General features: G+C 60.1%; 17 protein-coding genes. 13 read left to right on the top strand and 4 right to left on the bottom strand.

The window, feature by feature from the left end:
- Nucleotides 1-3: 3 nt before the first annotated feature.
- Nucleotides 4-843, top strand: coding sequence for an ABC transporter ATP-binding protein (locus tag EGT36_RS19845; RefSeq protein WP_022563464.1), 840 nt, complete (start codon nucleotides 4-6; stop codon nucleotides 841-843).
- Nucleotides 840-1,685, top strand: coding sequence for an ATP-binding cassette domain-containing protein (locus tag EGT36_RS19840; RefSeq protein ID WP_037090637.1), 846 nt, complete (start codon nucleotides 840-842; stop codon nucleotides 1,683-1,685). Before EGT36_RS19845 ends, EGT36_RS19840 begins: the two co-directional genes overlap by 4 nt.
- 51 nt (nucleotides 1,686-1,736) lie before the next feature.
- On the opposite strand, the gene EGT36_RS19835 is transcribed toward EGT36_RS19840, so the two are convergent.
- A complete protein-coding gene (locus EGT36_RS19835; protein WP_125270886.1) occupies nucleotides 1,737-3,206 on the bottom strand; it encodes a mannitol dehydrogenase family protein in 1,470 nt (489 codons plus the stop codon).
- A gap of 104 nt (nucleotides 3,207-3,310) precedes the next feature.
- Nucleotides 3,311-3,985 carry a GntR family transcriptional regulator gene (locus EGT36_RS19830; protein ID WP_037090640.1) on the bottom strand — a complete coding sequence of 225 codons (675 nt, stop codon included), beginning with the start codon at nucleotides 3,983-3,985 and terminating at the stop codon, nucleotides 3,311-3,313.
- Between the two features lie 280 nt (nucleotides 3,986-4,265).
- On the opposite strand from EGT36_RS19830, the gene EGT36_RS19825 reads away from it, so the two are divergent.
- Nucleotides 4,266-5,384 carry a mandelate racemase/muconate lactonizing enzyme family protein gene (locus EGT36_RS19825; RefSeq protein ID WP_037090642.1) on the top strand — a complete coding sequence of 373 codons (1,119 nt, stop codon included), beginning with the start codon at nucleotides 4,266-4,268 and terminating at the stop codon, nucleotides 5,382-5,384.
- A gap of 188 nt (nucleotides 5,385-5,572) precedes the next feature.
- Here EGT36_RS19825 and EGT36_RS19820 read toward each other — a convergent pair whose 3' ends face one another.
- Complete coding sequence (locus tag EGT36_RS19820; RefSeq protein ID WP_112637376.1) at nucleotides 5,573-6,595, bottom strand: LLM class flavin-dependent oxidoreductase; 1,023 nt, start codon at nucleotides 6,593-6,595, stop codon at nucleotides 5,573-5,575.
- Nucleotides 6,596-6,728: 133 nt separating this feature from the next.
- Nucleotides 6,729-7,646, bottom strand: a complete 918-nt coding sequence (locus EGT36_RS19815) for a LysR family transcriptional regulator (RefSeq protein ID WP_004437871.1) — start codon at nucleotides 7,644-7,646, stop codon at nucleotides 6,729-6,731.
- 212 nt (nucleotides 7,647-7,858) lie between these two features.
- Between EGT36_RS19815 and EGT36_RS19810 the strand changes: the two genes are divergently transcribed.
- From EGT36_RS19810 to EGT36_RS19765, 10 genes are all read left to right on the top strand, one after another.
- Entirely contained in the window at nucleotides 7,859-9,067 is a 1,209-nt protein-coding gene (locus tag EGT36_RS19810) for an ABC transporter substrate-binding protein (protein ID WP_006698064.1), read from the top strand.
- Nucleotides 9,068-9,096: 29 nt separating this feature from the next.
- Nucleotides 9,097-9,882 carry an ABC transporter ATP-binding protein gene (locus EGT36_RS19805; RefSeq protein ID WP_004437874.1) on the top strand — a complete coding sequence of 262 codons (786 nt, stop codon included), beginning with the start codon at nucleotides 9,097-9,099 and terminating at the stop codon, nucleotides 9,880-9,882.
- 1 nt (nucleotide 9,883) lies between these two features.
- Nucleotides 9,884-10,585 (top strand): ABC transporter ATP-binding protein, encoded by a 702-nt coding sequence (locus tag EGT36_RS19800; protein ID WP_004437876.1) that lies wholly within the window; start codon nucleotides 9,884-9,886, stop codon nucleotides 10,583-10,585.
- Between the two features lie 2 nt (nucleotides 10,586-10,587).
- Nucleotides 10,588-11,475: a branched-chain amino acid ABC transporter permease gene (locus tag EGT36_RS19795; protein WP_004437878.1), complete on the top strand. Its 888-nt coding sequence runs from the start codon at nucleotides 10,588-10,590 to the stop codon at nucleotides 11,473-11,475.
- Nucleotide 11,476: 1 nt separating this feature from the next.
- Complete coding sequence (locus EGT36_RS19790) at nucleotides 11,477-12,484, top strand: branched-chain amino acid ABC transporter permease (RefSeq protein WP_037090644.1); 1,008 nt, start codon at nucleotides 11,477-11,479, stop codon at nucleotides 12,482-12,484.
- Nucleotides 12,485-12,557: 73 nt separating this feature from the next.
- Entirely contained in the window at nucleotides 12,558-14,153 is a 1,596-nt protein-coding gene (locus EGT36_RS19785; RefSeq protein ID WP_006698061.1) for a GMC family oxidoreductase, read from the top strand.
- Nucleotides 14,154-14,166: 13 nt separating this feature from the next.
- Nucleotides 14,167-15,051, top strand: a complete 885-nt coding sequence (gene mmsB, locus EGT36_RS19780) for a 3-hydroxyisobutyrate dehydrogenase (protein WP_037090645.1) — start codon at nucleotides 14,167-14,169, stop codon at nucleotides 15,049-15,051.
- Nucleotides 15,048-17,003, top strand: coding sequence for an acetoacetate--CoA ligase (locus EGT36_RS19775; RefSeq protein ID WP_037090646.1), 1,956 nt, complete (start codon nucleotides 15,048-15,050; stop codon nucleotides 17,001-17,003). The genes mmsB and EGT36_RS19775 overlap by 4 nt, the downstream gene beginning before the upstream one ends.
- 4 nt (nucleotides 17,004-17,007) lie before the next feature.
- The gene (locus tag EGT36_RS19770; protein ID WP_125270885.1) at nucleotides 17,008-17,793 is read left to right on the top strand and encodes a 3-hydroxybutyrate dehydrogenase; all 786 of its coding nucleotides are present in this window, start codon (nucleotides 17,008-17,010) and stop codon (nucleotides 17,791-17,793) included.
- Nucleotides 17,794-17,917: 124 nt separating this feature from the next.
- Entirely contained in the window at nucleotides 17,918-18,259 is a 342-nt protein-coding gene (locus EGT36_RS19765; RefSeq protein WP_022563475.1) for a hypothetical protein, read from the top strand.
- Nucleotides 18,260-18,303 lie beyond the last annotated feature (44 nt).

The raw sequence follows: 18,303 nt of genomic DNA, 5'->3' as shown, positions 1-18,303 counted from the left end.
GATATGAGCCTGCTGAAAATCAAGAACCTGACGGTGAAATTCGCCACCGCCACCGGTGCCTTCACCGCCGTCGACGGCATTGATGTGTCCGTGGACAAACACGAAGTGCTGGCCATCGTCGGTGAATCCGGTTCGGGCAAATCGGTATCGATGCTCGCCGTCATGGGCCTGCTGCCGGATACGGCGACGATTACCGCCGATGAGATGGTCTTTGACGGCATCAATCTGCTGGCCATGTCGCCGCAGGAGCGCCGCAAGCTGATCGGCCGTGAGATCACCATGATCTTCCAGGAGCCGGTCGCCTCGCTTAATCCGTCCTTCACGGTCGGCTTCCAGATCGAGGAAGTGCTTCGCCTCAATCTCGGCATGAGCGGCGCTGCCGCACGCGCCCGCGCGCTGGAGCTATTCCGTGCTGTCGGTATTCCCGATCCGGAATCCAAGCTCAAGGCCTATCCGCACCAGATGTCGGGCGGCCAGTGCCAACGCGTGATGATCGCCATTGCGATTGCCTCCAAGCCGCGTCTCCTGATCGCCGACGAGCCGACGACTGCGCTCGACGTGACGATACAGAAGCAGATTCTCGACCTGCTGATGAAGCTGCAGGAAGAATATGGCATGGCGCTGATCCTCATCACCCACGATATGGGCGTGGTTGCCGAGACCGCCGATCGTGTCGTCGTGCAATATAAGGGCCGCAAGATGGAGGAGGCGGATGTGCTGAGCCTCTTCGAAGCCCCGCAGCATCCCTACACCAAGGCATTGCTTTCGGCCCTGCCGGAAAATGCCACCGGCGACCGTCTGCCCACCGTCTCCGATTTCTTCGGCAAGGAGGGCGTTCGATGAGTATCGTGGTTAAAGGCAAGGGCATTACCCGCGACTATCACGTTCCCGGCGGCCTGTTTGGCGGTGCGAGGATGGTGCAGGCCCTGAAGGGCATCGATTTCGCCGTCGAGCGCGGCAAGACGCTCGCCATTGTCGGTGAATCCGGCTCGGGCAAGTCGACGCTGGCTCGCATCATTGCCCTCATCGATCCGGCTTCCGGCGGTGAATTGAAGATCGATGGCCAGCCGGTCGATATCGCCAGGCGCCGTCCCGGCACGGAAATGCGCTCCAAGGTGCAGATGGTGTTCCAGAACCCCTATGGCAGCCTCAATCCGCGCCAGAAGGTGGGTGACGTGCTGATGGAACCACTCATCATCAACACGAAAATTCCTGCTTCCGAGCGCCGCGAGCGGGCTGAAGCCATGCTGGTCAAGGTCGGCCTTGGTCCTGAGCATTTCAACCGTTATCCGCACATGTTCTCCGGGGGGCAGCGCCAGCGTATCGCCATTGCGCGTGCACTGATGCTGAACCCGGCGCTGCTGGTGCTGGACGAGCCGGTCTCGGCACTCGATCTTTCGGTGCAGGCACAGGTCTTGAACCTGCTGCGCGATCTGCAGGAGGAATTCGAACTAACCTATGTCTTCGTCAGCCACGATCTTTCCGTGGTGCGTTACATTGCTGATGACGTGATGGTCATCTCCAAGGGCGAGGCGGTGGAGCAGGGCACGCGCGAGGAACTTTTCGCCGATCCGAAGCACCCCTATACCCGTCAGCTCTTCGCCGCGACCCCGATCACGGACGTCGATGCCATTCGCGCCCGCGTGGAGCGCCGCAAGGCGGCGAGACAGGCGGCGACAGCCTGACGGTTGACGAAAGAGGTTGGGAGCAGGCCGGATTTCCGGCCTGTTCTTTTTTCAGGACTTCAGGAAACGCCCAATTGCCGCCAGGGCGCCCTGCTCGCGAATGTTGCGATAGGCGGCTTTCAGGGCCAGGACAAAGGTTTCGTTGGCGGGCAGGTCGCTGCCAAAGGTGCGTTCGAAAGCGAGGAAGCGGTCGACCACCGCATCCGGAGCCATCGCCAGTTGATCCGGCGAATCCCACTCTCTGAAGGCGGGGTCGAGAATGGTGATCGGGTGCCCCTTTTCATCCTCCTCTGCGCAGGACCTGATCCACAGCGCGACGGCAAAAATGACCGCTCCGCACTCAGCCTTTTCCGCCAGCAATTCTCGTAGTGGTGAAAGTATCCGCAGCGGCACTTTCTGCGACGCATCGGAGGCGATCTGCATGGTCTTGTGCTGCAATGAAGGATTGGCGAAACGCTGCCGCAGGCCGGCTGCGAATTCAGAACCATCGACGGCAGGATCCAGCGTCCGTCCGACCTCACGCCAATAGACGTCGATGAAGTCGCGCACGGTCTTTTCAGCCCAGGCATCGGCCACCGTCGCAAGGCTGACAATCTGGCCGATGGCGGCGATGGCGCTGTGGGAGCCGTTCAGCATCCTCAGCTTCATATGCTCGTAAGGTTCGACATCATCGACGAATTCCACGCCCGATTTCTCAAGCGCCGGCCTGCCATGGGGAAAACGGTCTTCGATGACGAAACGGAAATAAGGTTCCGCAACAACCGGCCATGCATCGCTGAGGCCGAGTGTGGCCGAAATCGCATCCCGGTCCGCATCCGTGGTGGCGGGAACGATGCGGTCCACCATCGAGCAGGGGCAGGCAATATTGGCTTCGATGAAGGAGGCCAGTTCCTGATCCGCAAGGCTCGCGAATTCCAGCAGCAGCTTTCGCAGCACGTGGCCGTTGGCGGACAGGTTGTCGCAGGACAGCAGCGTCAGCGGCAGGGAACCTTCGGCACGTCTGCGCCGGGTCGCTGCAAGGATGAAGCCGAAGATCGAGCGCGGCCGCTCCGGGTTTTCGAGATCGTGGACGATATCGGGATGGTCGCGCAGCAGGCTGCGGGAGGCGAGATTGGTCAGGTAACCCTTTTCCGTCACGGTCAGGGTCACGATGAGAACGCGGGGGTCGGCCATCCGCTCCACCAGTCGTTCCGGGTTTTCCGGGGCGACGACGGTCTCAAGAATCGAGCCGACGATGCGCAGGCGCTCGCTTTGGCCATCGCGAAGGCAGAAGGTGTAGAGATTATCCTGCGGTTCGATGGCGTCGCGGGTGTCCGGGCTGCGCAGCGATGCGGCGACGATGCCCCATCCTGTTTCGCCGCGATTGAGGCAGTCGTCGATGAAAACCGCCTGATGCGCCCGGTGAAAGGCGCCGACGCCGAGATGCACGATGCCGGGCGTGATTTTCATGCGCTCATAGGCAGGGGTCGTGACCGTGTGCGGCAGGCGGGGCAGGGTTCTAGCGGAAAGCCGGTCCATCATCAGCACAAAATCCCCCTGTGGAATGAGATGGTCTCGGCTCGCGCTGATGGAATTGCGACCCCGGGGTTTTCGCGCATGCAGTCCTCCACTTGTCTTTTAATTGATCAGGCGCCGGCCTCTTTGAGCAATCGGACCTGACGCAGCGTGTTCTGGCGGCTGCGCTCCAGGTGCCGCCACAGCGCATCGATGATCTGGGCCTTGCTGCCGGCGGCAATGGCATCGGCAATATTCTGGTGCTCCTCGACCGAGCGGGCGTAATCACCGAGGATCGAGACGAAGACCGTGTGGGTCTGGTCTAGAATGCGCTCATGCGAACCGGAAATGACCGGAATGCGCGCCGCTGCGACCAAGGTCGCGTGGAAACTGCGGTCGTAAAAAAGCGCTTTCGACAATTCATCCAGCGTCGAGCCTTTGGCGAAGGCGCGGTGTTTGCCAAGGCTTTCCAGCAGTGCCGCGTGCAGCGTTTCGTCCAGCTGCCCGGCATCGAAGGCCACTTCAACCGCACCTTTTTCAAGCAGCATCCTGGCCGCGTATAGTTCCTCCACATCCTCGACCGTGAAGTCGCGCACCACCATTCCGCGCCGGGACGAATTGACCACCAGCCCATCCGCCTCGAGTTTCAGGCAGGCTTCCTTGACCGGCGTCGGGCTGATGCCGAGATCGGCGGCAAGTTCATTTGGCAGCAGACGTTCGCCGCCGCGCAATTTGCCGCTGACGATGCGTGCGCGCAGTTCCCGGTGCGCCTGTTCGGCGAGCGTGACTTTGACGAGTGTGTTCATGCCCACATCATCGCCCAGCTTTGTGAAGCAGGCAATGATCGAATATTAAAAATAAAAAATTTTTTATTTTACAAAATCTGTTTTTCCGTTAGCTCTATCTGCCATCGGAAGCCGGCTGCCGGAGGAGGGCGGTCCGGCAATCCCCTGACGGTTTGACTCCTGCAACCATTGGACGCGGGAGATGACGCGATTTCACCCGCCCAGCCGGCAAAGCGTGTCTCAAAAAGGGACTTCCGCCTTTCCTCCCCAGAAGCGTTCAAGCATCGAGGAATGACCGATCATGAAAATTACCGCCGTCGAACCCTTCATCCTGCACCTGCCGCTGACATCGGACTCCATTTCCGATTCCACCCACAGCATCACCCATTGGGGTGTTGTCGGCGCAAAGATCACCACCTGTGACGGCCTCGAGGGCTACGGTTTCACCGGTACCCATGCGCATCTGGCGTCGGACAGGCTGATCACATCCTGCATCAGCGATTGTTACGCGCCCTTGCTCGTCGGCGAGGATGCGTCGGAGCATTCACGGCTTTGGATGAAGCTCGCCCGTTATCCCTCGCTCCAATGGGTCGGCAGGGCCGGCATCACCCATCTGGCGTTAGCTGCGATCGATGTGGCTCTCTGGGACCTGAAAGCGAAAAAGGCAGGCGTGCCGCTGTGGCACTATCTCGGCGGCGCACGCACGGAGGCAGTGGAAGCTTATAATACCGATATCGGCTGGCTTTCCTTCTCGCTGGACGATTTGCTTGCAGGCAGCTCAAGGGCGGTGGAGGAAGACGGTTTCACCCGGCTGAAGATCAAGGTCGGGCATGACGACCCGAATATCGATATCGCCCGGCTTGCTGCCGCCCGCAAACGCGTCGGCTCATCCATCCGCATCGCCATCGATGGCAACGGCAAATGGGATTTGCCCACATGCCAGCGCTTCTGTGCGGCAGCGAGGGATCTGGACATCTACTGGTTCGAGGAGCCGCTGTGGTATGACGATGTGACAAGCCATGCCCGACTGGCGCGCAATACCACTATCCCGATTGCGCTCGGCGAGCAGCTTTATACGGTGGATGCGTTCCGTTCCTTCATCGATGCCGGCGCCGTCGCTTATGTCCAGCCGGATGTAACACGGCTTGGCGGCGTCACCGAATATATCCAGGTTGCCGATCTGGCACTCGCCCATCGCCTACCTGTCGTGCCGCATGCCGGCGAGATGAGCCAGGTGCATGTGCATCTGAGCTACTGGCATCCGGCGTCGACCATTCTCGAATATATTCCGTGGATCAAGGATCATTTCGAAGAACCGATCCAGGTGCGGGATGGTGTCTACAAACGGCCTGAGCAGCCGGGTGCGAGCACCACGCCGCTGGCGGAGAGCTTCGCGCGTTACGGCAAGGCGCTGAACTAGAGCAGCGGTATACAGCCCGGATTTTAACGGAGGGAAAGCACGTCCTCCGTCATGCCGGACTAGATCCGGCATACAGCCACGGCGCGTCTACGCCGTGACAAGACTCTTTCGCGATCAAAGACTTGATCGCGCTGGACCCCGGATCAAGTCCGGGGTGAGGGCGTGTGGATGATACGATTTTTCCAGATTTAGCGCCAGCCAAGTGCCGGCGCTATCTGCTTCAGGATGGTCTCGATCACATGGGCGTTATAATCGACGCCCAACTGGTTCGGCACGGTCAGCAGCAGCGTGTCAGCTTCGGCGATGGCTTCGTCGGCCTTCAGCTGTTCGATCAGCTTTTCCGGTTCGGCGGCATAGCTGCGTCCGAAGATCGCACGCGTCTTATCGTCGATATAGCCGATCTTGTCGTCGCCTTCGTTACCGTAACCGAAATAGGCGCGGTCGCGATCATTGACGAGGGCGAAGATGCTGCGGCTGACGGAGACGCGTGGCTCACGCGCATGTCCGGCCTCCTTCCAGGCTTCCCGGAACGTGCGGATCTGCTGCGCCTGCTGGACGTGGAAAGGCTCACCGGTTTCGTCCGTCTTCAGCGTGGAGCTTTGCAGGTTCATACCAAGCTTTGCCGCCCACACTGCCGTTGCATTGGAGCTCGAGCCCCACCAGATGCGCTCGCGCAAGCCTTCGGAATGCGGCTCCAGCCGCAGAAGACCCGGCGGGTTGGGGAACATCGGCCGCGGGTTCGGCTCGGCAAAGCCTTCGCCTTTCAAAAGCTCGAGGAATACCTCGGTGTGCTGACGCGCCATGTCTTCTTCGCTCTGGCCCTCGGCCGGGCGATAACCGAAATAACGCCAGCCATCGATGACCTGCTCCGGCGAGCCGCGGCTGATGCCGAGCTGCAGGCGTCCACCGGCGATGAGGTCGGCCGAACCGGCGTCCTCCACCATGTAGAACGGGTTTTCGTAACGCATATCGATGACGCCGGTGCCGATCTCTATCTTTTTCGTGCGGGCGCCGACGGCGGCCAGAAGCGGGAAGGGCGAGGCCAGCTGACGGGCGAAATGGTGCACACGGAAATAGGCGCCGTCAGCCCCCAGTTCTTCTGCGGCCACGGCGAGGTCTATCGACTGCAGCAGCGTATCGGCTGCCGAGCGGGTCTGCGACTGGGGGGCGGGCGTCCAGTGGCCGAAGGATAGGAATCCGATCTTTTTCATAATGACCTTCCAGATTTGGAGGATGTCCGCTAGTGCAGCGACATCGTTGTTATCCCTCATATAAGCAACGGCGCAGATCCTCCAACCTGCGAGACGAAGACAGGGTGTCGCCGAAATGTGAACGATCGCGACTTCAGACCATGATGCCGCGCTTGAGAATAAAGAGCTTTTCGTGGGCGCGCGCGGTGGTGAGGATGAAATCCATCAAGGAGCGCACCCGCGGCACATTGGCAAAGTCCTGATGGCTGGTGAGCCAGTAACCTCGCCGCAGCTCGACCTCACCCGGAAGCACCATCTGCAAATCCGGAAAGCGCGCGGCGATGAAATTCGGCAGGATGCAAAGCCCTCGGCCACCAAGCGTGGCGGTCAGTTGCGCAAAAATGCTCGAAGACTGGAAATTTGGCCGCAGGCCCGGAAGCACATCGCGCATGTAATCGAGGCCGGGTGAAAAGATCAGATCCTGCACGTAGCCGATGAAGAAGTGGTCGAGCAGGTCTTCCCGCTTCGTGATTTTCGGCTGTCCGGCGAGATAGGACCGTGAGGCGTAAATATGCAGCGTGTAATCGATGATCTGTTCATTGATATAGGGACCGGCCTTCGGCGGATCGAGCGTGACAGCCACATCCGCCTCCTTTCGGGAAAGCGCCATGATCTGCTGGATCGTCACCATTTCCACCATGATGTGGGGATGGGTGGCGGCGAAGTCCTTCAGCCTCTCGACGAAGAAAAAATTGGAAAAACCTTCGGGAGCGCTCAGGCGCACAACGCCGCGCAGGAGGCTGCCGCTTTCGGAAATATCCGATTGCAGCCGTTCAGCCTCTGCCTCTATCCGCTCGACGGTATCGACCAGTCGCCGCCCCACCGTCGTCAGCTCATAACCGCGCGGGTTCCGCTCGAAGAGCTTGGTTTTAAGCGAAAATTCCAGCCGGTCGATATGGCGGGAGACGGTGGCGTGGCTGGTGCGCAGGCTTCTGGCGGCGGATGAGAGCTGTCCGGTGCGGGCCACGGCCAGGAAATATTGCAGGTCGTCCCAGGTGAAAGGGGTGGCCATAATTGTCTCCCATCAAGAGTTCTGTTCAAAAATGAACAGTTCCTGTTCGCAATTTGATGATGACACGCTCTTGTGTCAACGGCCGAATTCGAGAAGTCTACGCTCAGGATGCACCGCTTTGAGGAGGGCGGTGCGGCCATTCATGTGCAGGGTTTCGGTTCACCGCTGCACAGACAATCTGAGGCTCGCAATCATCTCTGGGAGGAGAAGTCATGCGCAAGAGTATCGTTTTATCCACGGCCATGGCACTGGCCGCCGGCACCGCCGCTTATGCCGCCGAGATTTCGGACGGCAAGGTCAAGATCGGTATCCTGAACGACCAGTCCGGCGTTTACGCCAATTTCGGCGGCAAATACTCCTATGAAGCCGCGAAGATGGCGGTTGAGGATTTTGGCGGCAAGGTGCTTGGCGCGCCCGTGGAAGTGGTAACGGCTGACCACCAGAACAAGGCGGATGTCGCCTCCAACATTGCCCGCCAATGGTACGACACCGAACAGGTCGATTCGATCATGGAACTGACCTCGTCGTCTGTCGGCCTTGCCGTGCAGGCACTTTCGAAGGACAAAAAGAAGATCACCGTCAACACCGGTGCTGCCACCACCGAGCTGACCGGCAAGCAGTGCAGCCCTTATGGTTTTCATTGGGCCTATGACACCTATTCGCTGGCTGTCGGCACCGGTGGCGCACTCGTCAAACAGGGCGGCGACAGCTGGTTCTTCCTGACAGCCGACTATGCCTTCGGTTATTCGCTGGAAGAAAATACGTCCAATTTCGTCAAGGCTAACGGCGGCAAGGTGCTTGGCTCCGTCCGCCATCCGCTCGCAACCACCGACTATTCGTCCTTCCTGCTGCAGGCGCAGTCTTCGGGCGCGAAGGTTATCGGTCTTGCCAATGCCGGTCTCGACACCTCCAACGCCATCAAACAGGCTGCGGAATTCGGTATCGTTGCAGGTGGCCAGCGCCTTGCAGCGCTTCTCTTCACGCTTGCAGAAGTCCATGGCCTCGGCCTTGAGGCAGCTCAAGGGCTGACACTGACGGAAGGTTTTTATTGGGATCGCGACGATGAATCGCGCAAGTTTGGTGAGCGCTTCAAGGAACGCACCGGGGCCATGCCGAACATGGTTCACACCGGCACCTATTCCGCTGTCTTGCATTATCTGAAGGCGATCGAGAAGGCCGGCACCGACGATGCAGACGCCGTCGCCAAGGCCATGAAGGAAATGCCTGTCAACGACGTCTTCGCCAAGGATGGCCATGTGGCCGCCAATGGTCGGATGATCCACGACATGTACCTCATGGAAGTGAAGAAGCCTGACGAAAGCAAGCAGCCCTGGGATTATTACAAGGTTCTCGCCACCATCCCCGGCAAGGAAGCCTTCATGGACCCCGCAAAGAGCGGTTGCCCGCTGGTGACGCAATAAAAGACTGACGCAATAAAGGGGAAAGTTTCATGACGATCGCTCCCGCCCCCGCCGGGCAGGCAGAACCTCGCGTCGTTCTTTCGGCGCGTGGTCTCACCAAGACCTTCGGCGCATTCGCAGCCGTGAAAAACGTCGATCTCGACGTGCATCACGCCCGCGTCCATGCGCTGATCGGCCCAAACGGCGCCGGTAAGACAACGGTTTTCAACCTGTTGACCAAGTTTCTCCAGCCGACAGGCGGGGCGATCACCTTCATGGGAACGGATATAACAAAGACGCCACCGGACAAGGTGGCGCGTCTCGGCCTCGTCAGGTCTTTCCAGATATCGGCGGTGTTTCCGCATCTGACGGTTCTGGAAAACGTGCGGGTGGCATTGCAGCGGCCCAACAGCCTTGCAACGCAGTTCTGGCTGCCGCTCTCTTCGCTGGACAGGCTGAATGCCCGCGCCGAGGAGCTGATCTCCATGGTGGGCCTCACGCGGGAAAAACACGCGCTTGCGGCCGATCTGTCTTACGGCCGCAAGCGGGTTCTCGAAATCGCGACTACGCTGGCGCTTGATCCCAAAGTTCTGCTGCTGGACGAGCCGATGGCGGGCATGGGTGGAGAAGATGTCTCGCATGTGGCCGAGCTTATTCGTGAGGTGGCAAAGACCCGCGCGGTGCTGATGGTCGAACATAATCTGAAGGTCGTGGCCGATATCTGCCATCACGTTACTGTTCTGCAGCGTGGAGAAATTCTGGCTGAGGGCGATTATGCCACGGTTTCTGCCGATCCGCGCGTGCGCACGGCCTATATGGGCACGGAGGAGGCTTGATATGGCGGCGATGCTCGAAGTCTCCAACCTGAAATCCTGGTATGGCGAAAGCCAGGCGCTGCACGGCGTCGATCTGACGGTCGGCGAGGGCGAAACCATCACCATTCTCGGCCGCAATGGCGTGGGCAAGACCACGACGTTGCGAACCATCATGGGCATCATCCGCAACCGCAAGGGCGTCATCAAGCTCGGCGGCAAGGATCTTATGCCGGTGCCGCTGCATCGTACGGCGAAATACGGCCTCGGTTTCGTACCGGAGGAGCGCGGCATCTTCGCGACCCTGAGTGTTGAGGAAAACCTGAAGCTGCCGCCCGTCGTCGCGTCCGGCGGCATGACGCTCGATGAAATCTACGAGCTGTTTCCCAATCTTTACGAACGCCGCACCAGCCCCGGCACGAAGCTCTCCGGTGGCGAGCAGCAGATGCTGGCCATGGCGCGCATCCTGCGCACCGGCGTCAAGGTGCTGCTGCTGGATGAGCCGACCGAAGGGCTTGCCCCCGTCATCGTACAGCGCATTGGAGAGGTTTTGCAGAAGCTGAAGAGCCGCGGCATGACCGTGGTTCTGGTGGAGCAGAATTTCCGGTTTGCGAGCCGTATCGCCGATCGCTTCTACCTCATGGACCACGGCCAGATGGTCGGCGATTTTCCGGTGGGGGAGCTTTCCGCCCGCATGGGCGAGCTTAACAAGGTGCTGGGGGTTTAACCATGACGATGATCTTCGGCGTTCCAATTCAGGCGCTCCTCGGGCAATTGCTGGTCGGCCTTATCAACGGCTCATTCTATGCGCTGTTGTCACTTGGGCTTGCTGTCATCTTCGGGCTGCTGCGCGTCATCAATTTTGCCCATGGCGCGCAATATATGCTCGGCGCTTTCGTCGCCTTTCTCGGCCTGCAATATTTCGGCATCAATTTCTGGGTGGCGCTCATCGTCACGCCGCTCGTCGTCGCGCTGTTCGGGGCGATCATCGAACGTTTCCTTCTGTCGCGGCTTTATGATCTCGATCCACTCTATGGTCTGCTCTTCACCTTCGGCCTGGCGCTGGTGGTGGAAGGCACGTTCCGGTGGCTTTACGGCGCGGCGGGCCAACCCTATTCGGTGCCGCGCGAACTCGCAGGCGGCACCAATCTCGGCTTCATGTTCCTGCCGAACTACCGCGCCTTCGTCGTCGTGATCTCGCTGATCGTGTGCATCGCCACCTGGGCCTTGATCGAAAAGACGCGTCTCGGCTCCTATCTGCGCGCCGCGACGGAAAACCCGACCCTTGTGCAGGCTTTCGGCATCAATGTGCCTGTTCTGTTGACGCTCACCTACGCGCTCGGCGCCGGCCTTGCGGGTTTCACCGGCGTTCTCGCCGCCCCCATCTATCAGGTCTCGCCGCTGATGGGCACAAACCTCATCATCGTCGTCTTTGCGGTGGTGGTCGTTGGCGGCATGGGCTCGATCATGGGCGCCATCGTCACCGGCTACATGCTCGGTATCGCCGAGGGCCTCACCAAGGTGTTCTACCCTGAGGCCTCCAATATCGTCATCTTCGTCATCATGGCCTTTGTGCTGCTCATCCGCCCCGCCGGACTTTTCGGAAAGGACGCCTGATATGTCCAAAGCCACCCATAGCCCGACAGCCGGCGCAATGCCGCGGACGGAAGTATCGACGACGGCAGCAACCATCAAGACGGTGCTCATTCTGGCCGGGCTTGCCATTCTCATCGCCGCGCCGATGTTCGTTTATCCGATCTTCCTGATGAAGCTTCTCTGCTTTGCGCTCTTTGCCTGCGCCTTCAATCTGCTGATCGGTTATACCGGGCTGCTTTCCTTCGGCCATGCGGCGTTCTTTGGCGGCGCCGCCTATTTCACCGCCTATTCCGTGAAGGAATGGGGTGTCACACCGGAAATTGGTCTGGTCATCGGCATGGCCGGTGCCGCTCTCCTCGGCCTTGTCATCGGCTTTTTCGCCATTCGCCGACAGGGCATCTATTTCGCCATGATCACGCTCGCCTTGTCGCAGATGTTCTATTTCTTCTGCCTGCAAGCACCGTTCACTCGTGGAGAGGACGGCCTGCAGGGCGTGCCGCGCGGCCATCTCTTCGGTATTCTCGATCTCAATGGTCCGCTCAATATCTATTACACGGTGCTTGCCGCCTTCGTGTTGGCGCTGCTGGTCATCTGGCGTTTCGTCAATTCGCCGTTCGGCATGATCCTGAAGTCGATCCGTGAAAACGAGCAACGCGCCATTTCACTCGGCTATAGCGTGCAGCGCTACAAGCTCGGCGCCTTCGTCATGTCGGCGGCGCTCGCCGGGCTTGCTGGCGGGCTGAAGGCGCTGGTATTCCAGTTCGCGACGCTGACCGACGTCACATGGCAGATGTCCGGTGAGGTGATCCTGATGACGCTGCTCGGCGGCATCGGCACCATGATCGGCCCGATTTTCGGCGCGGGCCTTGTCGTGACCCTGCAGAACTATCTCGCGACCTCGGACTTCCCGGTCACCATCATCACCGGCCTCGTCTTCATGGCCTGCGTTCTGGTGTTCCGTCGCGGTCTGATCGGTGAATTTTATGCTTCCCGGCTGGGGCGGAAACTCGGCTTTCAGCACCGCAGCTAGCCAATTTTGAAAACACCTGAAAAGCCTCCCCGCGTTCGAGACGACGCGGCAAGGATGGCGTGTGGAGAAGAGAATGGGCGAATATGACTATATCGTCATCGGAGCGGGGAGCGCCGGATGCGTTCTCGCCAACCGCCTTTCGAAAGACCCGAACAACCGCGTGCTGCTTCTGGAAGCGGGCGGCAACGATAACTACCACTGGATCCATATTCCGGTCGGTTATCTCTATTGCATCAACAATCCACGCACGGACTGGTGTTTCAAGACGGCGGAAGAGCCTGGCCTGAATGGACGCGCGCTGATCTATCCGCGCGGCAAGGTGCTGGGCGGCTGCTCCTCCATCAACGGCATGATCTATATGCGCGGGCAGGCGCGGGACTATGACGTCTGGCGGCAGCTTGGCTGCGAAGGCTGGGGCTGGAACGACATCCTGCCCTATTTCCTGAAGTCTGAAGATTTTTATCGCGGCAAGAGTGACCTGCATTCCAGCGGGGGCGAGTGGCGTGTGGAAAAGGCCCGCGTGCGCTGGGATGTGCTTGATGCCTTCCAGAAGGCGGCAGGAGAAGCGGGTATTCCCGCGACTGACGATTTCAACCGCGGAGACAATGAAGGGGCCGGTTATTTCGATGTCAACCAGCGGGCGGGCTGGCGCTGGAACACGGCGAAAGCATTCCTGAAACCGGTGCTTGGCCGCAAGAACCTCACCGTTTTGACCAAGGCCCATGTCAAAAGGCTCATCATCGAAGAAGACCGGGTGACGGGTGTCGAATTCCATCATGACGGCGTCCTGAAAAAAATGCGGGCGCGGCGCGAAACCGTGCTGTCCGCCGGCGCAATCGGCTCGCCGCATGTTCTGGAGCTTTCCGGGGTCGGCCGTGGGGATGTGTTGCAGGCTGCGGGTATCGATACGGTGGCGGAGGTTCAGGGTGTGGGCGAGAACCTGCAGGACCATCTGCAACTGCGCATGGTCTACAAGGTCTCCGGTGTTCTGACGCTCAATGAGCGGGCCTCGACGCTCTTCGGCAAGGCGCGGATCGGCCTGGAATATGCGCTGACGCGCTCCGGGCCGATGTCCATGGCGCCGAGCCAGCTCGGTGTCTTCACCCGCTCTTCGCCGGAAAAGGAAACCGCTGATCTGGAATATCATGTGCAGCCGGTTTCGCTCGACAAGTTCGGGGATCCGGTTCACACTTTTCCCGCCATAACGGCAAGCGTCTGCAATCTGCGGCCGGAAAGCCGTGGCTCAGTGCATGTGAAAGGACCGGATTTCGCCATGCAACCGGAAATCCGCCCGAACTATCTTTCCACCGAAGGCGACCGGAAGGTGGCCATAGATGCCATGCGGCTGACGCGCCGCATCGTCGCCCAGCCGGCCTTTTCCCGCTTCAGGCCGGAGGAATACCGGCCCGGCCCCTCCTTCGAAAACGACAATGATCTTGCCAAGGCGGCAGGTGATATCGGCACCACCATCTTCCACCCTGTCGGCACGCTGCGCATGGGGTCGGATATGGAAAGTGTCGTTGATGCGCGCCTGAAGTTCCGCCGCCTCGCCGGGCTGCGCGTCGCCGATGCCTCGGTGATGCCGCGCATTACATCCGGAAATACCAATTCGCCGACGATCATGATTGCCGAAAAGGCCGCCGACATGATCCTTGCGGATAATCGCTGAAAGGAACCTACCGATGAAGACCATCGCTTTTCTGGGGCTGGGACATATGGGCCTGCCGATGGCCGCCAATCTCGTCAAGGCGGGATATGCCGTCAGGGGATACGATCTTGCCGAAGCCTGCCGTGCAGCGGCAAAGGAGGCGGGCATTCCGGTTGCCGCGAATTCTGCCGAAGCAGTCAACGCGGCTGATGTGGTCATCACCATGCTGCCCAAGGGCGAACATGTCGTTTCGGCCTATGGCGATCTGATTGGTAAAATCTCTGCCGGAACGCTCCTTATCGACTGCTCGACCGTGGATATGGCAAGCGCATTGAAGGCGCATGAACTGGCCGCTTCCGCCGGCTGCCCTTCGGTCGACGCCCCCGTTTCCGGCGGCACGGGCGGTGCGGCCGCCGGCACCCTGACCTTCATGTGCGGTGGTGAGGCGGAGGCTTTTTCGGCGGCGAAGCCGCTGCTGGAAGCCATGGGCAAAAAGATCGTGCATTGCGGCAAGGGCGGCAACGGGCAGGCGGCCAAGATCTGCAACAACATGATCCTCGGCATTTCCATGATCGCGGTTTCCGAGGCTTTTGTGCTCGGCGAAAAACTCGGGCTTTCGCACCAGGCGCTGTTCGATGTCGCCTCCACCTCTTCCGGGCAATGCTGGTCGCTCACCACCTATTGCCCGGTGCCGGGTCCGGTGCCGACATCACCCGCCAACAAGGATTACCAGCCCGGATTCGCCGCAGCCTTGATGCTCAAGGACCTGAAGCTTTCTCAGGAGGCGGCCAATGGTGCTGACGCCTCCACGCCGCTCGGTGCTGCTGCGGCAGCGCTTTATGAGAGCTTCGTCGACGACGGGCAGGGCGGGCGTGATTTTTCCGCCATCGTTGAGATGCTGCGCGGGAGCAGAGCATGACAGCCGCCGCGCCATCTGACATTCTGTGGGTGCCGCCGGAAGAGAGGGTGAAGCGCTCGGCGCTTTTCGCCTTCGCGACAAGAACCGCAAAGATACACGGGCAGGCCGCCGATGATTATGCCGGCCTGCTGCGCTGGTCCATCGACGCGCCGGAAGAGTTTTACGATGCGCTGTGGGACGAGCTCGGCATTATCGGCACGCGCGGCGACGTTGCGTTCAAGCCGGGCGCGACGATCCGGGAGGCTGAGTTCTATCCGGGCGCGAGGTTGAATTACGCCGAAAACCTTCTGCGCGATGCCGATGAGCGGTTGGCCATCATCGCTCATCGTGACGATGGTACAAGGCGCGAGATAAGCCGCAAGGGGCTTTACAACGCAGTGTCCCGCATGGTGCAGGCGCTCGTGCATGCCGGGGTGCAGGAAGGTGATCGCGTCGGGGCGATCGTCACCCATGATATAGAGGCGATCGTGGGATATCTGGCCGTGAGCGCCATCGGTGCCATCTGGTCGTCCTGCTCTCCGGATTTCGGCCCGGCAGGCGCCTCTGACCGCCTGTCTCAGATCGGCCCGAAAATCATCATCGCCGTGCCGGAATATGGTTATGCCGGTAAACGGATCGACGTCGGCCCGACCATCCGCGCCGTGGCGGAAAGTGCGGCCCCTGAAAAGATCGTTCTGATCGGTGAAACCGTTCCCGAAAGCCTTACTGATCTCGGCTGCGTCACGCTTGCGGCGTTCGTTGCGCCTTATGCGGCGGGCGAGATTGTCTTCAACCGTCTGCCCGTCAAGGCGCCGCTGGTGATCCTTTATTCCTCCGGCACGACAGGCAAGCCGAAATGCATCACCCATTCCGGCGGCGGCCTGCTTCTTCAGCACATGAAGGAGCTGAAACTGCAATGCGATATCAAGGAGGGTGAGCGCTTTTTCTATTTCACCACCTGCGGCTGGATGATGTGGAACTGGCAGGTCTCCGGTCTCGCGCTCGGTACCACCCTCGTCACCTATGATGGCAATCCCGGCTATCCGACGCCCGGCCGGCTGATCGATCTCATCAACGCCGAAGGGATCGCCACGTTCGGCACGTCTGCGAAATTTATCGATGCATGCCTGAAGGCGGGACTGAAACCGCGGGAAAGCCATGATCTTTCATCGCTGCGAACAATTCTCTCCACTGGTTCACCGCTCATCCCGCAATCCTTCGATTATATCTATCGCGACTGGAAGGCGGATGTGCATCTCGCCTCCATTTCCGGCGGCACCGACATCTGCGCCTGTTTCCTCGGCGGCAATCCCCTACAGCCGGTTCATCGCGGTGAATTGCAGGGCGCGATGCTCGGCATGGATATCGATACGCTTGACGATGAGGGCCGTTCCGTTCGCGGCGTCCCCGGTGAACTCGTCTGCCGGAATGCGCATCTGTCCATGCCGGTGAAATTCTGGGGCGATGAGGATGGTTCGCGCTATCAGGCCGCCTACTTCGATCGTTTCCCCGGCATCTGGGCGCATGGCGATTTCGCCGAACTGCGGCCCTCCGGCGGTTATGTGATCCATGGACGCTCGGACACGACGCTTAATCCAGGTGGGGTGCGCATCGGGACTGCGGAAATCTACCGGCAGGTGGAAACCGTGCCCGAAGTAGAGGAGGCCATTGCCGTTGGGCAGGATATCGACGGGGACCAGCGGGTCATCCTCTTCCTGCGCATGAAGGGTGGTGCTGCCTTGACGGAAGAGCTGGAAAAGACCATCCGCAGCCGCATCCGTTCGGGGGCGACGCCGCGGCATGTGCCGGCAAGGATCATTGCTGTCAGCGCTATCCCACGCACACGCTCCGGCAAGATTTCCGAAATCGCGGTGCGCGACACCATCCATGGTCGGCCGGTGAAGAATGCCGATGCGCTCGCCAATCCCGAAGCGCTCGAACTTTTCCGCAACCTGCCGCAGCTGAAGGACTAGGCCCATGGAGGATCAACCGAAAACCGTGCTTGTCACCGGTTCCACCAGCGGCATCGGACTTGCCATCGCCAGGCGTTTCGCCGAGGCGGGCTATCTGGTCGCTGTGCATGGCATAGAAACGGTGGAGGAGGCGACGCAGGCGCTGGAGGCTGTAGAGAAAGTGGCGCGGCAAAGGCCGGCCTATTTCTCCGCCAACCTCGCGAACTATGAAGAAAGCGCGCATCTGCCTGAAAAGGTCATTGCGGAATTCGGCCATGTCGATGTCCTCGTCAACAATGCCGGCATTCAGAAGGTCGCGCCGATCGATGAGTTCGACTTCGCGGATTTTTCCCGCATCGTTGCCATTTCTCTCGACAGCGCCTTTCACACCATCCGCGCTGCTTTGCCGGGCATGAAGGAAAGAGGCTGGGGCCGCATCGTCAACATCGCTTCCGCGCATGGTTTGCGCGCGTCTCCCTTCAAGGCGCCCTATGTGGCAACCAAACATGCGGTGGTGGGACTGACGAAAAGCGTTGCGCTGGAGGTTGCCGAACTCGGCATCACCTGTAACGCCATCTGCCCCGGCTATGTCTGGACCCCGCTTGTGGCCGCGCAGGTCGCGGATCAGGCGAGGGTACACGGCATGAGTGAGGAAGATGTGGTGAAAAAGGTGATGCTTGCGCCGCAGCCGACAAGACGCTTCATCCAGCCGGAGGAAATCGCCGAAATGGCACTTTATCTCGCTGGCGATATGGCCCGTTCCATCACCGGCACCACCATTTCCATCGATGGCGGCTGGACCGCGAAATAACCGAGAGGCCCGGACGCCCTCTTCCGGTAAGGGCCAGATTGCGCCATGTCGAATGCGCCGGCCCCTCGCGGGAACAAAACCTCTCCCTGTGGATTAGATTGACAGAGTTTAGGGAGTGAAAGACATGGCCAGAGAAAATACCAGCTATCTCGACGGTCGGGATGCTCCGAAAAAGGAGACGGCCACACGGGCACGGCAAGGATCGACAGGACGTCCGGTTCTTGTCATTCTGATCGTCAGCGTGTTGTTAGCGCTGGTGGTCTGGGCTGTCGTGGAATACGCGGTTTTCGAACCGGACGAGAACCTGCCGCAAAATCCGCAGACGGAGAACGCCCCCGTCCCGCAGCAGCCGTCGGGATCGGAGAGCTTCGACAACAATCCCGCAAACGGCCGTGCTTCGCCGCCGGCTTCAACGGAGCGAAACCCTTCCCCGCAGGACTCCACGGGGGCGCCGCAGAACCCGTGACGCAGATGCCATGAATTTTCGTGGCGTTTGAATGGAACCATATT

It is taken from the genome of Agrobacterium sp. FDAARGOS_525 (assembly GCF_003938925.1).
In the GTDB taxonomy this organism is placed as follows: Bacteria; Pseudomonadota; Alphaproteobacteria; order Rhizobiales; family Rhizobiaceae; genus Agrobacterium; species Agrobacterium pusense.
Note: the sequence above shows the minus strand (reverse complement) of the source record. Positions and strands in the feature narration are given on the sequence as shown.

Bases quoted from the DNA above. Each gene is read 5' to 3' on its own strand.
- EGT36_RS19845 (WP_022563464.1), top strand. From the start codon at position 4: ATGAGCCTGCTGAAAATCAAGAACCTGACGGTGAAATTCGCCACCGCC.
- EGT36_RS19840 (WP_037090637.1), top strand. From the start codon at position 840: ATGAGTATCGTGGTTAAAGGCAAGGGCATTACCCGCGACTATCACGTT.
- EGT36_RS19825 (WP_037090642.1), top strand. From the start codon at position 4,266: ATGAAAATTACCGCCGTCGAACCCTTCATCCTGCACCTGCCGCTGACA.
- EGT36_RS19805 (WP_004437874.1), top strand. From the start codon at position 9,097: ATGACGATCGCTCCCGCCCCCGCCGGGCAGGCAGAACCTCGCGTCGTT.
- EGT36_RS19770 (WP_125270885.1), top strand. From the start codon at position 17,008: ATGGAGGATCAACCGAAAACCGTGCTTGTCACCGGTTCCACCAGCGGC.
- EGT36_RS19815 (WP_004437871.1), bottom strand. From the start codon at position 7,646: ATGGCCACCCCTTTCACCTGGGACGACCTGCAATATTTCCTGGCCGTG.
- EGT36_RS19835 (WP_125270886.1), bottom strand. From the start codon at position 3,206: ATGATGGACCGGCTTTCCGCTAGAACCCTGCCCCGCCTGCCGCACACG.
- EGT36_RS19785 (WP_006698061.1), top strand. From the start codon at position 12,558: ATGGGCGAATATGACTATATCGTCATCGGAGCGGGGAGCGCCGGATGC.
- EGT36_RS19790 (WP_037090644.1), top strand. From the start codon at position 11,477: ATGTCCAAAGCCACCCATAGCCCGACAGCCGGCGCAATGCCGCGGACG.
- EGT36_RS19810 (WP_006698064.1), top strand. From the start codon at position 7,859: ATGCGCAAGAGTATCGTTTTATCCACGGCCATGGCACTGGCCGCCGGC.
- EGT36_RS19795 (WP_004437878.1), top strand. From the start codon at position 10,588: ATGACGATGATCTTCGGCGTTCCAATTCAGGCGCTCCTCGGGCAATTG.
- EGT36_RS19775 (WP_037090646.1), top strand. From the start codon at position 15,048: ATGACAGCCGCCGCGCCATCTGACATTCTGTGGGTGCCGCCGGAAGAG.
- EGT36_RS19800 (WP_004437876.1), top strand. From the start codon at position 9,884: ATGGCGGCGATGCTCGAAGTCTCCAACCTGAAATCCTGGTATGGCGAA.
- EGT36_RS19765 (WP_022563475.1), top strand. From the start codon at position 17,918: ATGGCCAGAGAAAATACCAGCTATCTCGACGGTCGGGATGCTCCGAAA.
- EGT36_RS19820 (WP_112637376.1), bottom strand. From the start codon at position 6,595: ATGAAAAAGATCGGATTCCTATCCTTCGGCCACTGGACGCCCGCCCCC.
- mmsB (WP_037090645.1), top strand. From the start codon at position 14,167: ATGAAGACCATCGCTTTTCTGGGGCTGGGACATATGGGCCTGCCGATG.
- EGT36_RS19830 (WP_037090640.1), bottom strand. From the start codon at position 3,985: ATGAACACACTCGTCAAAGTCACGCTCGCCGAACAGGCGCACCGGGAA.